This window comes from Enterobacter sp. DTU_2021_1002640_1_SI_PRY_ASU_LCPMC_013, assembly GCF_032389435.1.
Taxonomy (GTDB): Bacteria; Pseudomonadota; Gammaproteobacteria; order Enterobacterales; family Enterobacteriaceae; genus Enterobacter; species Enterobacter hormaechei_C.
In genome coordinates, this window is sequence record NZ_CP135594.1 from 950,459 (window position 1) to 964,812 (window position 14,354).

A 14,354-nucleotide genomic window follows, 5' to 3' on the forward strand; every position below is an offset into this window, starting at 1 on the left:
CGCAGATGAACCGTTTTATGCGCTGGATCTTTACGTTGTGTATTGCGTACCCCGTGGTCTGGATATGGCTGGGTGTTCGCGTGTCAGGCCGCAAAAAGCTGCCTGTGGAAGGCCCGGCCATTATCGTGGCGAACCACAACAGCCATCTGGATGTGCTGACGCTGTTCACGCTGTTTCCACTTTCAACGCTGGTGAACGTGCAGCCCGTGGCGGCGGCAGACTATTTCCTGCGAAACAAAGTGATTGGCTGGTTTGCACTGAAGGTCATCGGCATCATTCCTGTTTATCGTGGAGCCCATCAGGCCAATCCGCTGCAGGCCTGCGTCGATGCGCTGGCAGCAAAGAAAATTGTGATTATTTTCCCTGAAGGCACGCGGGGCGAGCCGGGGAAATTCGCAGAGATCAAATCTGGCATCTGGCATTTAAGCCAGCAGTGCCCGGAGGTGCCGATTATACCCGTCTACATGCACGGTCTGGACCGCTCAATGGGCAAAGGGCAGAAAATCCCCGTGCCGTTTTTTATCGACATCTTTATCGACGAACCGCTGTTTTACGACGCGGATAAAGTCACTTTTAAACAATCGTTATTCACTCGTTTCGTCACATTACAACAGCAGGCGACAAGGAAAACCACATGAGTCAGGAAGCGCGTTTATTTCAGGAAAATACATTTGCAACCAGCGATGGTGAGCCGCTCTATTTTCGCCACTGGCCTGCAACGGAAGGCAACGGTAAGAAAGTGATCGTGTTGTTTCACCGTGGGCATGAACATTCCGGGCGTCTGCAGCACATTGTCGATGAGCTGAATATGCCCGATACGCATTTTTACGCCTGGGATGCTCGCGGTCACGGTCAATCGCCGGGCGCTCGCGGTTACAGCCCGAGCCTGGCTCGCTCTGTTCTGGACGTGGATGAATTTGTGCGCTTCGTGGCGAAGGACACGCAGGTCAGCCTTGAGGATATCGTAGTGATTGCGCAGAGCGTGGGGGCGGTACTGGTCTCTACCTGGGTTCACGACTATGCGCCGAAAATTCGGGGGATGGTGCTGGCTTCCCCGGCCTTTAAGGTCAAACTGTATGTGCCGTTCGCCCGAACGGGCCTTGGGTTGATGCAGCGGATCCGTGGCCTGTTCTACGTCAACTCCTACGTGAAAGGAAAATTCCTTACCCACGATCCGGTGCGTGTTGCCAGTTTTGAGCAGGATAAACTCATCACGCGGGCAATCGCGGTGAACATTCTTCTTGATCTCTACAAAACGGCTGAGCGCATTGTGTCCGACTCTGCCGCCATTACGCTGCCGACCCAATTACTTATCTCTGGCGATGATTTTGTCGTGCATGCGAAGCCGCAAAAACAATTCTACGCCGGTCTGCGAAGTTCTATCAAAGAGCAGCATATTTTACCCGGTTTCTATCACGATACGCTGGGTGAAAAAGACAGGGCTATGGCCTTCGATAAAATGAAAACCTTTATCGACAAACTGTATGCGGCAAAACCTTACACCTTCGATTACAGCCATGAAGACCAATGGAGCCCGAGTGCCGACGCGTACCGCGAACTGCAGGCACCGCCAAAAGCACGCTCGCTGGAGGGGATGTTCTATTCCTCAATGAGCTATGGCATGAAAACAATCGGCAGACTGTCAAAGGGGATGCGTCTGGGCTACGAGACGGGCTTTGATTCCGGTAGTACGCTGGATTATGTGTACCGTAACTACCCGGAAGGCACAGGTATTCTGGGGCGCATGATTGACCGACACTACCTGAGCAGTATTGGCTGGCAGGGGATCCGGGTACGAAAAGTCAATATTCAGCAGGTCATAGAGCAGGCTGTCGCCTGGCTGAAAGAGAGTGATATGCCGGTACGTGTAGTGGATATCGCAGCCGGACACGGTCGCTATGTGCTCGACGCGCTGGAGAAACATCAGGATATCGAAAGCATCCTGCTGCGTGATTACAGCGACCTGAATGTCGAAAAGGGCCAGGCCATGATTGAAGAACGCGGGTTAAGTCACGTTGCTCAGTTCAAAAAGGGCAATGCCTTTGACTATGATTCTCTCGCCACGCTTGAGCCTGCTCCTACTCTGGGGATCGTTTCAGGGCTGTATGAACTCTTCCCGGATAACTCCTTAATCAAAGCCTCGCTCGCCGGGCTGGCTGCAGCAATCCCGCCTGGCGGCGTGCTAGTTTACACCGGGCAACCGTGGCATCCGCAGTTGAAGACCATCGCTTATACCTTAACCAGCCACCAGAACGGCATTCCGTGGATGATGCGAGTGCGTACCCAAAAAGAGATGGACACGCTGGTGGAGCTGGCGGGCTTCGAGAAATGCCACCAGATGATTGATGAGTTTGGTATTTTCACCGTCTCGCTGGCCGTGAGAAAGCAGCATGGCTGAGTCCACGCTCATGCAGAACAAGGTCAGCCTCTGGAAACAGGGGATGTGCTGGCTGATGCTGCTGGGACCGCTGTTTTTCCTCAGCTATGAGCAGGTGAATCAGTTCACAGCCACACGTCATGATGTGGGAAGCATGGTCCTTGGATGGGAACATGCTATCCCGTTTATGCCCTGGACCATCGTGCCCTACTGGAGCATTGACCTGCTGTATGGCATTTCGCTGTTTATATGTACTACAAAGCAGGAGCTGACCCGCCACGGCTGTCGGCTGTTCGCCGCATCGCTGATTGCCTGTGTCGGTTTTCTCCTTTTCCCGCTGAAATTCACCTTCATTCGCCCGGAAACGCAGGGGATGTTTGGCTGGCTTTTTCAACAGCTCGAACAGTTTGACTTGCCTTATAACCAGGCTCCGTCGCTGCATATCATCCTGACATGGCTGCTGTGGCTGCGTTTTCGTCAGCAACTGGGGAAGGGCGCAAGGCTGCTTTCCGGTGCGTGGTTTTTGCTGATAGCGGTATCTGTGCTTACCACCTGGCAGCACCATTTCATCGATGTCGTTAGCGGGTTTGTGGTCGGCGTGGTGGTTAGCTATGCCATTCCGGTTGAAGGCCACTGGCGGTGGAAGCGCCCATCAGCGCACGCCGTACGGCTCGCAGCGAAATATGGTGCTGGTGGAATAGTGTTTTTATTGGTGGGATTGTGGATCCCCCACGGCTTCATTTTGCTGTGGTTTGCAGCGGCATTATTGATGGTGGCGGCGGGCTATGCCGGGCTCGGGGTGTCGGTGTTTCAGAAAAATAATCACGGCGATTTATCCCTTTCTGCCCGCTGGCTGTTGTTCCCCTATTTAGCCGGGGCATGGCTTTCAAAAAAATGGTTTTCCCGACGGATATCTCTGAGCAACGTTGTTTATGATGGCGTGGCATTGGGTCGCTTTCCGGATAGAACCATGGCGCAGGCCGCCGTTTTCGATCTGACGGCTGAATTTCATAGGGGCCGCCGCAAAGCAGATCACTGGGAAGCTTACCCGCTGATGGATTTGATGGTGCCGGACGTACGGGGTATCCGCCAGGCCGTGATGAGGCTCAGTCAGCTGCAGCAAGGACATGAAAGTGTGCTTGTGTGCTGCGCCTTAGGTTTATCCCGTAGTGCAACAGTTGTAGCTGCATGGCTGCTGAGTGAAGGCCATGCCGAATCTGTATCGCAGGCTGTAGCGTTAATCAAATCCCAGCGCCCTCAGGTTGTGCTTACGCCCGCCCATCTTCAGTTTCTGGAAACGTTCAGCAAGGAGCTGCAATGTCAGATATCACCATGACCAACAAAATCATGCACATTCATCTGTCGAGCTGGCGCTACTTTGCTGCGCTGACGCTGCCACCTTTGGTGCTGATCTTTAACCTGTTGTTTTCACTCGATTGCGTGTTGCTGATGGGACTCTTTTTGCTGACCCATTATTACTGTTGGCGTATATGGCTGGATGAACGACTTTTTCAGCTCATTGAGAGTGAAAGCGATCTCGCTGAATTTGATAACGGGATGGCGAATTTGTGGGCCAAAAAGACGGGTAACACTCGTACGCTGGCTGAACGTTGGCGAGGGGCGAGAAACCTTTTTTACCGGGCCATGTTCTCGCTAATGGCGCTGTGGGTCGCCTCACTGTGCACAGTCCTTTACCAGTCTTTTACGTTGGTGGATTAACCAGCCTATGAATGACCATGACTTTCTGAAATATTTCGACAGCGAAATGCACTGGCTGAAGGCGGTGGCGCGTGAGTTTGCTGAACAACACCCGGAGGCCGGTCGGCGGCTGGGTATCGACCGACAGTCTCATAAAGCTGATGATGGCACAACTCAGGCGCAAGCTTGATGACGATATCCCGGAGCTTACGGAGCCGCTGCTGGGCCATCTGTTGCCGATATCCATCATCCTCTCCTCAACGATTATCAGGCTGAGCGCGAACATTGTTCAGCCCGGTGGTGTTAATGCGGTAGGGCTGACCGTTAACGGATTTGATCAGCTTTTTGGTTTTGAGCTTTTTGAAAACGGCGAGGGTGCAGTCAGCCAGCAGTAGCCCTTCGCGGCTATAGCATTCAACGGCGGTGACGCGGCCGGAGGTATCGCGGACGTGCACAATACGGCCACCTTTGGCGAGAACGTGTAAGGTACGTTGTTCCTGACGGGATAAATTCATACTGGAAAACCTGTTTAATCATCATGTGCAAAACGTGCAAACACACAGCGGTGTCCGCATACGATTTCGGCGCATTGATAATCAGTCCGGCCTGGAAAGGTCGGGAAGCTGATTATCGGATGATTACATTCTCCAGCATCAAAGCCTCGGATTGAGTTGATAGGTATTTACGGGGTGAATGATAACACCTGGTTATTGTCAGTGAATACCCAGGGGTGAAAAATGTGATCCCGGTTGGTATCGGGCTGAGGAGAGGGGATCATTCCTGGCCGCTCTTAATTTTGCTGTCGACCTGAGGCTGTGGTTTGCTGAAAAGATATCCCTGCACAAGCTCGCAACCCAGAGCCTGAAGCCGCTCAAGCTGCTCTTCGGTCTCAACGCCCTCGGCAATGACGCCCATATTAAGGCTTTTAGCCATACCGGTAATCAGCTTCACAATATTAAGCGCATCTTCCTGCGTAGATATCGGATTGACAAAAGATTTATCGATCTTGATTTTATCAAAATTCAGTTCGCTGAGTCTGGAGAGCGACGAATAACCCGTGCCAAAATCATCAATAGAAATTCTTACGCCCAGTGAGCGTAGTTTTTTGAGGATCGCAATGGGGTTATTTCTGTCACTGAAGAGGGAAGACTCTGTGACCTCTAACTCAAGACGGTTAGCCGGGAGCCCGGTCTCAGCTAGAACGGACTGCACCGTATTAATAAATGATTTGCTGCCCAATTGAACAGGCGAGACGTTGACGGAGATCCTGGCCGGAACAGCCCAGGAGACCGCCTCCCTACAGGCCAGTTTAAGTACGGTTTTACCTATCTCGTTGATCATGCCTGTTTTTTCAGCGGCGAAAATAAAGCTATCCGGGGAGAGCATCCCCTTGACGGGGTGCATCCAGCGAATAAGCGCTTCATAGCCGTAAATTTCCTTGCTGACGGAATTCACAATAGGCTGGTAATAAACAATAAACTCATCATTCTCTATTGCTCTTGCCATATCATTTTCAAGGGTTCTGCTTTCCTGCAACTTCTGTAGCATTCGCTGGCGGAAGACTTTGATTTGCTGAGAACCTTCTTTCTTGGCTTCATAGAGCGCCAGATCGGCAAATTTATAAAGGTAATCTGAACGTCGTTCGTTATCCGATAAAACAATACCCACACAGGTGGCTATTTTTATAAGTTGATTATTAATTGTATAGGGCTTGCTGATGCTATCACTGATTTCTCGCGCGCGTGAAACGGTTGCGGCTTCGGTTAAGCCACTGGAGAGGAACGCAAATTCGTCGCCGCCCAAACGATAAAATGTCTCTGAAAAGCGGCTCAAAGCGTTAAGGCGCGTGGATACCTCACGTAACAGTAAATCGCCAGCATCATGACCGTAGGTATCATTCACCTCTTTGAACCGGTCTAAATCGAATAACATCACCGTGACCGAAATATGTTTTTCCTCAGCCTGTAGATTAAGTTTATTGAGATCATCCCAGAAGAAAAGACGGTTTTTCATGCCGGTAAGGGAGTCATGATAAACATCGTATTCCAGTTTTGTATTCTGGATTTGCAGGGTTTCTTTGGACAGCTGAAGTTCTTCAGCCAGAGTTTTAACCTGTGTATGTGCTTTGAGAATGTTTTTATTTTGATAGATAATCAAAAAGCCCAGTATGAAGCTTAAAATAACCAGTAACAGCGAAAGTGCTGAATAAATATAATACAGAACCTGTATTTTTAGGTTAGTTTCATTGATTGTATTAACATCTTTTGTTAAAGCCGTTGATGAAAGCTGGCTTAGCGGTGCATCCAGTAAATGCATATTTTTCAGATAGAGCTTTAACTCTGAACGGCTCATTTTCTCAAGGTGACCATCCAGATAGTTCAGTATATTTTCCAGGCGTAAGGCGAGCACCTGATGCGCTTTCGCGCTGTTTATATAACGACCCAGGCCGCCCTCTTTCAATAAATCATTCTGGCTCAGCATGATTTCCAGGCGCATGCGAACCTGGTCTACCGTAACGTCATCAGTCTCGGTTGCGTACAGTCCAATCCATGATTCAAATCGGTAATATTCAGATACCAGTTGGGCTACAGACCAGGACTCAGTGTAGTGAGTCAATTTTTGCAACTCCTGCTGACGGTCGTAGACAAGAAAGGCTATATATCCCGTAGTGATAAAAAGAGAAAAAATGATACCAACCAGTATCCTGTTCATTATGTTCTCCTGAACTACTATTCAATCTTCATTTTGCTGACCTGCCATGCCGATCGCGAGTAATAAATCTGATTATTGAGTTCAGGAAGACTGTCATAAGGGTAGACGATGAATGACGGACCTTTATCGCGGATGCGCATATATTCGCCATTGACCTTTAACGCCAGGATGGCGTTGTATTTCTGGAAGTCGCTGAGAGGGATGACGGTAGTATAATCATTGAGTGCAACCACATTCAGAACAGAACCCTTAGCACCCACATACTCCATGAGTTTGCGCATTGGGATACCCTCAAACTTCGTGCGGCCATTATACCAGGGAGAGGTCGTCTGGAAACTCACCATCCCCAGTTTTTCCAGGCCGGCAATATCAAAAACGGCTTTTCCATTTTCGTTCGTATTTTCTATATTACCGGTAATGGTTAAGATAGGTTTGCCCACAGGCTTTGGCAGTTCGCCAGCCCAGCTTAAACTTTGTACCAAAAAGCAGCACAGCATTAGGATTATTCGCATATTGGCCTCCTCTTTTTAACAGAAGTATAAGAATTATAAGTTATTTATCCTATAAGTTTGTCTATTTTGTTGAACGCCACGGCTTTTTGCAAACGATACCTCATTAAATGTATTAAAATCAAATGGATAATCGTTGTTTGCCCCGTGATTGCAGACCTCTGGCTGGAGCTTACGTTTTTTAAAACATAAAAACTCAGTGTAATTAGCCACCCGGGTTTAAAAAATGATCGCTTTGATTATTGATATATTTACGCCCCCCCATTTTTTATCAATGGTGGCATCGTTAAGATTGATTTATTTGTACAAAGAATGATAACGCACCCTCAATGTGAGGGAATAAGAGAGTGCGCGTACCTCTGACGTCATTTGCACTGAGTTTCGGTTAACCCGTCTCCAGCATACTAAAACTGACGATCCGCGAGCGCCCCAGCTCTTTCGCCCGGTAAAGCGCCACGTCTGCCGCGCGCAGCAGGTCGTCGCTTTGGGCGTGCTGCGGGTAACTGGCGATCCCGATCGACACATCCACCGGGCCAATCTCAGCAAGCCCATAGCGCAGCGACAGCGTATGGACGCCGTTATAAATCTCCGTTGCGCAGGCGTGAGCCGCTTCCTCATCCGCACCCGTTAGCAGCACCAGAAACTCTTCGCCACCAAAGCGGAAGGCCAGGCCGGCATCGTGCACGGCACGCTGAACAATTGTCGCCACGCTCTTTATCACATGATCGCCAGCCTCATGGCCGAAGCGATCGTTAATGCTTTTAAAGTGATCGATGTCGATCATCATGCAGCTCATCGGCTCATCATTGCGCATTGCCTGAGCTATCTGAGTGCGCAGGGTATCTTCCAGGTGGTGACGGTTACGCAAGCCGGTGAGCGGGTCGAATAGCGCTTTTTCCAGCAGGGCATCGCGCAGACGCTGGTTGGCCAGCGCCAGACCCAGGGCTTCCGCCATTAATTCGAGATATGCGCGGGACGGTGCCGTTTCTGGCGTGATGTTCTGAAACGACAGCAAACCAATGGCTTCCCCCTGCGCAATGAGCGGCACGCACAGTGAGCTGTCTTTTTGTGATTCAGGCAGATGCTGGCAACCGATATCCGGCTCGCCGTTGACCGGTGGATGGCTCTGACCACGGCGTATGGCCCAGCATTGATCGGGGTGGAAAGCATTTTTTTCTCCCTGTGGAGATAACCATTCCGCCGCACAGCGCATCTCCCACGGGTTTCGATCCAGGATATACAGACGTCCGGCGATACCCGGCGCAATGTTGGGAGCAAACAGCTCTGCCACCTCAATCACGTCGCTGACGTTCTCGCACCCCTGCAAGCGCTGGGTCATTCGCGCGAGCAGCTCGCGGATGGCCCAGTCTGCGTCGCGTTCTTTTTCAAGCCGCTGCCTTGCCAGCCCGTTCTCGCGGAAAATGCGAATGGCCTGCGCCATATCGCCTATCTCATCGACCTGGTTGAAATTGGGCGTTTCGACGCCGTAATCCTGTGAGGCCAGGCGGTGAACCACATCGCTGAGGCGCACTACCGGGCGCAGCACGCGGTGCTTGAGAATAAAGCCCATCACGAATAAGAAGAGCAGGGCGGTCAGGCCGACCATCAGCTCTGAGGCGGTACGCAGCGTTTTCGACGTGTTGGTCGCTGCCTGGACATCAGCAATAATGCGCTTATCCAGCAGCATACGAAAATGGTCAATCTTGCTCTGGGCGCGTTCCGTTTCAAGTTCGTAGATTTTGCCGAAGAGTAACGCAATGGCCTGTTGTTCCTCACCCCGGGCGACGCTGGCAATTGCTGCCTGCTGTTCATCCTGGAGGCCATCAACAATCTTCAGCCCTTCATACAGCAGCGCCAGCTCTTCGCCCGTTGCGCCCGTATCTTTTAACTGTCCCACTTTGTGTTCAATATTCTTCAGTTCACCTTCTTTCGCCTGGTACGCTTTCAGCACATCGGGCTCTTTTTTGATGGCGTAAAGGCGCGCTAAATCGGAGAGCATCCAGGTTTCTGCCTCAATCTCTTCCGTAAGCTGGTCAAAAATTTGTCGTTGCTTAACAGCCTGACGCTCTACGTTGTCGGCATGGGAAGCCATCAGCATGACGATACCGGAGGCAATGGTCAGGCACACCGTGACACCATAGGCCCAGTTTGTGATCGTGGCGATTCGCACCTGTTGGATCCTTCTACGACAAATGTGGAAGAGCGTTCATTTCAGATTATAGAAAACCCCTGATTTATCGCGAAAAAAAAGGCGGCACAGGGCCGCCTGACAAAACGCGTTTCGTTAGAGATCCGGAGGGTTTTTTCCCTCTTCGATAAAGTCTGCGTCCAGCTCCTCGGCGTTGCCTGCGTGGTCGCGGCCGGAGAAGAGGTTCCAGCAGGCGATAAACAGGGCGGCAATCAGCGGCCCAATAACAAAACCGTTAATGCCGTACAGCTCCATACCGCCGAGCGTGGTGATCAGTATCAGGTAGTCCGGCATTTTGGTGTCTTTGCCCACCAGCAGCGGACGTAAAAGGTTGTCCACCAGCCCGACGATAATGACAAAAAAGCCCACAATGAACAGACCCTGCCACAGCTGGTGAGTGGCAAACAGGAAGATCGCGGCGGGAACCCAGACGATAGCCGAGCCGACGGCGGGCACCAGGGAGAGGAACGCCATCAGCGCTCCCCACAGTACGCTACCGTCAATACCGACGATGGCAAAGGCGATACCGCCAAGCGTACCCTGAACCACTGCCACGACCGCCGTACCTTTTACCGTGGCTCGTGAGACGCCGACAAACTTAGCGAACAGGTGCTGTTTGGCGAAGTCAGACAGCGGCAGCGAGTCGAGGATCTGGCGCACCAGATAGGGCCCGTCTTTGAGCAGGAAAAACAGCAGGTACAGCATAATGCCGAAGCTAATAGCAAAGCCGAACGTCCCTTTACCAATCAGGAACGCGCTTCCCGCCAGATACTGTCCACCCTGTAACGCGACATCGGAAAGCTTTTTCTGAATCTGCGCGGCGTTGGTCAGGTTGTGATCCGCCAGGAAGCCGCTGGCCCAGTCCGGCAGTCGGTTGAAAATACCGGCGATGACTTCCGGGAACTGCGTGTTGTTCTGTTGCAGCTTGGTGTAAACCATGTTCAGTTCCACCGCGAGCGAGGAAAGGATCACCATCAACGGAATAAACACGATCAGGCAGATAATGCCGAGTGTAAGGAGGGAAGCCAGCCCGTTGCGATCGCCCAGCGCGGTACGCAATTTGTTTTTCACCGGGTTGAAAATGATGGTCAGGATCGCGGCCCACAGAATCGCCGAGAAATAGGGTGACAGCACGTCAAAGAAAGCCCAGGTAACAAGGGCCAGGATGAGAATAAAGAAACCTTTGGTCAGTCCGTTAAATCGCATAGTGAGTCCTGGTGAAGAAGAAACTGTGTCGACTATAGAACTGATTTAAAGATTTACCAATAATTGCGCCGAAGTCGCGTCGGGTGGCTTTTTGTTAACAATCGCGGTATAACACCCTTCTTTGGATGTTTAGATGTCCATACGTTTAGAAGGTAATATGCAAACAGAACAACAAAACGGGCAGCTTAAGCGCACCATGAAAACCCGTCACCTGATTATGCTCTCGCTGGGGGGCGTTATCGGCACAGGGTTATTCTTCAATACCGGATACATCATTTCGACAACCGGCGCGGCGGGCACGCTGCTGGCGTATCTTATTGGTGCGCTGGTGGTCTGGCTGGTTATGCAGTGTCTGGGCGAGCTTTCCGTAGCAATGCCGGAAACCGGCGCGTTCCACGTCTACGCCGCTCGTTATCTCGGCCCGGCGACAGGGTATACCGTGGCGTGGCTCTACTGGCTTACGTGGACAGTGGCGCTGGGATCGAGCTTTACCGCAGCCGGGTTCTGTATGCAGTACTGGTTCCCGCAGGTTCCCGTCTGGACGTGGTGCGTCGTCTTTTGCGTGGTGATTTTTGCTCTTAACGTCATTTCCACGCGCTTCTTCGCCGAAGGGGAATTCTGGTTCTCGCTGGTGAAAGTCATCACCATCATCGCCTTCATTATTCTCGGCGGGGCGGCGATCTTCGGTTTTATCCCGATGCAGGACGGTTCACCGGCGCCGGGCTTGAGCAACATTACTGCCGAAGGCTGGTTCCCGCACGGCGGTCTGCCGATCCTGATGACCATGGTGGCGGTCAACTTTGCCTTCTCCGGAACGGAGCTTATCGGCATCGCGGCAGGAGAAACGGAAAACCCACACAAGGTTATTCCGGTTGCTATTCGCACCACCATCGCCCGGCTCATCATCTTCTTTATTGGCACCGTGTTTGTGCTGGCGGCGCTGATCCCGATGCAACAGGCTGGCGTGGAGAAAAGCCCGTTCGTGCTGGTGTTTGAAAAGGTCGGCATTCCGTATGCGGCGGATATCTTTAACTTCGTGATCCTGACGGCGATCCTCTCGGCGGCGAACTCGGGCCTGTATGCCTCTGGCCGTATGCTGTGGTCTCTGTCTAACGAGAAAACGCTGCCACGCTGCTTTGCCCGCGTCAACAAAAACGGCGTGCCGCTGACGGCGCTCTCCGTTTCCATGCTGGGCGGCGTGCTGGCGCTGTTCTCCAGCGTGGTCGCGCCGGATACGGTGTTTGTGGCCCTGTCAGCCATTTCCGGTTTTGCGGTGGTGGCGGTGTGGATCAGCATCTGCGCGTCACACTTCGTGTTTCGTCGCCGTCACGTGCAGTCCGGGCAGCCGCTTTCGGCGTTGCAGTATCGCGCGCCATGGTATCCGCTGGTGCCCGTGCTTGGCTTTATCCTCTGCCTGGTGGCCTGTGTCGGCCTGTGGTTTGACCCCAGCCAGCGTATTGCCCTTTATTGCGGGCTTCCGTTTGTCGCCCTGTGTTATGGTGCGTACTACCTGACCCGAAACCTGACCACGCAGGAGCCTGAACATGTCGCAGAATAATCCGCTTACCGCCCTCCTTGAAAACCAGCCGTTTGTCGTGCTGGATGGGGCGATGGCAACGGAGCTGGAAGCGCGCGGTTGTAACCTTGCCGACAGCCTCTGGTCGGCCAAAGTGCTGATGGAAAACCCGGAGCTGATCCGTGACGTGCACCTCGACTACTACCGCGCGGGGGCACAGGTGGCGATCACCGCGAGCTATCAGGCCACGCCTGCGGGCTTTGCCGCACGCGGGCTCGACGAGGCGCAATCCCGGGCGTTGATTGGCAAAAGCGTAGAGCTGGCACGCAAAGCGCGGGAAGCGTACCTGGCAGAGAATGCGCAGGCGGGCACGCTGCTGGTGGCGGGGTCGGTAGGGCCGTACGGCGCGTATCTTGCCGATGGATCTGAATATCGCGGCGATTACGCGCGTCGCGCCGAAGAATTCACCGCGTTCCACCGTCCCCGCGTGGAGGCGCTGCTGGATGCGGGCGCGGATCTGCTGGCCTGTGAAACGCTGCCTTCGTTCCCGGAGATTAAGGCGCTGGCGGCGTTGCTGACGGCGTATCCTCGCGCCCGGGCATGGTTCTCATTTACCCTGCGTGACAGCGAGCATCTGAGTGACGGGACGCCGCTGCGGGATGTCGTTTCTGCGCTCGAAAGCTATCCACAGGTTGTCGCGCTGGGGATCAACTGTATCGCGCTGGAAAACACCACCGCTGCGCTGACGCATCTGCACAGCCTGACGTCGCTGCCGCTGGTGGTCTATCCGAATTCCGGCGAGCATTATGATGCGGTGAGCAAAACCTGGCATCACCACGGTGAAGCCTGCGAGACGCTGGCGGGGTATTTACCGCAGTGGCTGGATGCCGGTGCGAAGCTGATTGGCGGCTGCTGTCGCACCACGCCGCAGGATATTGCTGCGCTGACGGTTCAGCGCTGAGGTTTTTGCCGGGTGGCGGCTGCGCCTTACCCGGCCTACAAATTGCACGAACCGTAGGCCGGGTAAGCGCAGCGCCACCCGGCGAAACAACCGCACAAAATTCACTATCCTTTCCCGCTTTTTTTCTAAAAACGAATCGTCATTAGCGATTCTTTTTTATTCCTTTATCAAAATTCTCGCGCCGGAAATACTGCCCTCATAACAACAAGGGGAGCAGACTTATGGCAATTTCATCGCGGATCACACTTCTCGGCGCACTGGCGCTGTGGGCATTTCAGGCGCAGGCGGTGGACGTCACCGTCGCGTATCAGACTTCCGCTGAGCCGGCGAAAGTCGCGCAGGCGGATAACATCTTCGCCAAAGCGAGCGGGGCGAATGTCGACTGGCGCAAGTTCGACAGCGGCGCGGCGATTGTGCGGGCGTTAGCCTCGGGCGACGTGCAGATTGGCAACCTGGGCTCCAGCCCGCTGGCGGTGGCCGCCAGCCAGCAGGTGCCGATTGAAGTCTTCCTGCTGGCGTCGCAGCTCGGAAATTCCGAAGCGCTGGTGGTGAAGAAAAGCATCACAAAACCTGAAGATTTGATCGGCAAACGCATCGCGGTGCCGTTTATCTCCACTACGCATTACAGCCTGCTGGCAGCGCTGAAACACTGGGGCATTAAGCCGGGCCAGGTGCAGATCATTAACCTGCAACCTCCGGCGATTATTGCCGCCTGGCAGCGTGGCGACATCGACGGAGCATACGTCTGGGCGCCCGCCGTCAACGAGCTGGAAAAAGAGGGCACCGTGCTGACCGACTCCGAAAAAGTGGGGCAGTGGGGGGCGCCAACCCTTGATGTCTGGGTCGTACGTAAGGACTTTGCCGAGAAACACCCTGAAGTGGTGAAAGCCTTCGCCAAAAGCGCCATCGACGCACAGCAGCCATACATCAGCAACCCGGATGAATGGCTGAAACAGCCCGCCAACCTGGAGAAACTCTCACGTCTGAGCGGCGTGCCGGAAGCTGACGTGCCGGGGCTGGTAAAAGGCAACACCTATCTGACGCCTGCGCAGCAGGTCCAGCAGCTGAACGGGCCGGTGAGCAAAGCGATTGTCGACACTGCGACGTTCCTGAAAGAGCAGGGCAAAGTGCCTGCGGTGGCGGCGGATTACAGCCAGTTCGTGACCGATCGCTTTGTGAAATAAGGG

13 protein-coding genes are annotated in these 14,354 nt (G+C 53.3%); 8 read left to right on the forward strand and 5 right to left on the reverse strand.

All coding sequences use genetic code 11. The features are described 5' to 3' along the window. Nucleotides 1–5: 5 nt before the first annotated feature. Genes RS584_RS04545 through RS584_RS04565 form a run of 5 tightly spaced genes read left to right on the forward strand, consistent with a single transcriptional unit; the run spans nucleotide 6 to nucleotide 4,265 of the window. Nucleotides 6–638, forward strand: coding sequence for a lysophospholipid acyltransferase family protein (locus RS584_RS04545; RefSeq protein ID WP_315749007.1), 633 nt, complete (start codon nucleotides 6–8; stop codon nucleotides 636–638). After that, nucleotides 635–2,398 carry a bifunctional alpha/beta hydrolase/class I SAM-dependent methyltransferase gene (locus tag RS584_RS04550; RefSeq protein ID WP_315749008.1) on the forward strand — a complete coding sequence of 588 codons (1,764 nt, stop codon included), beginning with the start codon at nucleotides 635–637 and terminating at the stop codon, nucleotides 2,396–2,398. Before RS584_RS04545 ends, RS584_RS04550 begins: the two co-directional genes overlap by 4 nt. Further along, nucleotides 2,391–3,713 carry a phosphatase PAP2/dual specificity phosphatase family protein gene (locus RS584_RS04555; protein WP_315749009.1) on the forward strand — a complete coding sequence of 441 codons (1,323 nt, stop codon included), beginning with the start codon at nucleotides 2,391–2,393 and terminating at the stop codon, nucleotides 3,711–3,713. Before RS584_RS04550 ends, RS584_RS04555 begins: the two co-directional genes overlap by 8 nt. Beyond that, the gene (locus tag RS584_RS04560; RefSeq protein ID WP_271454936.1) at nucleotides 3,695–4,096 is read left to right on the forward strand and encodes a hypothetical protein; all 402 of its coding nucleotides are present in this window, start codon (nucleotides 3,695–3,697) and stop codon (nucleotides 4,094–4,096) included. Before RS584_RS04555 ends, RS584_RS04560 begins: the two co-directional genes overlap by 19 nt. A 7-nt stretch (nucleotides 4,097–4,103) precedes the next feature. After that, nucleotides 4,104–4,265: a type VI secretion system baseplate subunit TssF gene (locus RS584_RS04565; protein ID WP_315749010.1), complete on the forward strand. Its 162-nt coding sequence runs from the start codon at nucleotides 4,104–4,106 to the stop codon at nucleotides 4,263–4,265. A gap of 67 nt (nucleotides 4,266–4,332) precedes the next feature. Here the strand turns inward: RS584_RS04565 and RS584_RS04570 are convergent, their stop codons facing one another. From RS584_RS04570 to RS584_RS04590, 5 genes are all read right to left on the reverse strand, one after another. Next, nucleotides 4,333–4,590, reverse strand: coding sequence for a YjhX family toxin (locus RS584_RS04570; RefSeq protein ID WP_003863178.1), 258 nt, complete (start codon nucleotides 4,588–4,590; stop codon nucleotides 4,333–4,335). Between the two features lie 259 nt (nucleotides 4,591–4,849). Next, nucleotides 4,850–6,787 carry a putative bifunctional diguanylate cyclase/phosphodiesterase gene (locus RS584_RS04575; RefSeq protein ID WP_023295995.1) on the reverse strand — a complete coding sequence of 646 codons (1,938 nt, stop codon included), beginning with the start codon at nucleotides 6,785–6,787 and terminating at the stop codon, nucleotides 4,850–4,852. Between the two features lie 17 nt (nucleotides 6,788–6,804). Next, a complete protein-coding gene (locus tag RS584_RS04580) occupies nucleotides 6,805–7,299 on the reverse strand; it encodes a molybdopterin-dependent oxidoreductase (RefSeq protein WP_165747358.1) in 495 nt (164 codons plus the stop codon). A 382-nt stretch (nucleotides 7,300–7,681) separates the two neighbouring features. After that, a complete protein-coding gene (locus tag RS584_RS04585; RefSeq protein ID WP_315749011.1) occupies nucleotides 7,682–9,466 on the reverse strand; it encodes a diguanylate cyclase in 1,785 nt (594 codons plus the stop codon). 114 nt (nucleotides 9,467–9,580) lie between these two features. Next, nucleotides 9,581–10,690 carry an AI-2E family transporter gene (locus RS584_RS04590; protein WP_017383139.1) on the reverse strand — a complete coding sequence of 370 codons (1,110 nt, stop codon included), beginning with the start codon at nucleotides 10,688–10,690 and terminating at the stop codon, nucleotides 9,581–9,583. Nucleotides 10,691–10,847: 157 nt separating this feature from the next. Between RS584_RS04590 and mmuP the strand changes: the two genes are divergently transcribed. From mmuP to tauA, 3 genes are all read left to right on the forward strand, one after another. Further along, nucleotides 10,848–12,248 carry an S-methylmethionine permease gene (gene mmuP, locus RS584_RS04595; protein ID WP_017383140.1) on the forward strand — a complete coding sequence of 467 codons (1,401 nt, stop codon included), beginning with the start codon at nucleotides 10,848–10,850 and terminating at the stop codon, nucleotides 12,246–12,248. Then, nucleotides 12,235–13,167: a homocysteine S-methyltransferase gene (gene mmuM, locus RS584_RS04600; RefSeq protein WP_315749012.1), complete on the forward strand. Its 933-nt coding sequence runs from the start codon at nucleotides 12,235–12,237 to the stop codon at nucleotides 13,165–13,167. The genes mmuP and mmuM overlap by 14 nt, the downstream gene beginning before the upstream one ends. Before the next feature lie 221 nt (nucleotides 13,168–13,388). Beyond that, nucleotides 13,389–14,351 carry a taurine ABC transporter substrate-binding protein gene (tauA, locus tag RS584_RS04605; RefSeq protein WP_315749013.1) on the forward strand — a complete coding sequence of 321 codons (963 nt, stop codon included), beginning with the start codon at nucleotides 13,389–13,391 and terminating at the stop codon, nucleotides 14,349–14,351. Nucleotides 14,352–14,354 lie beyond the last annotated feature (3 nt).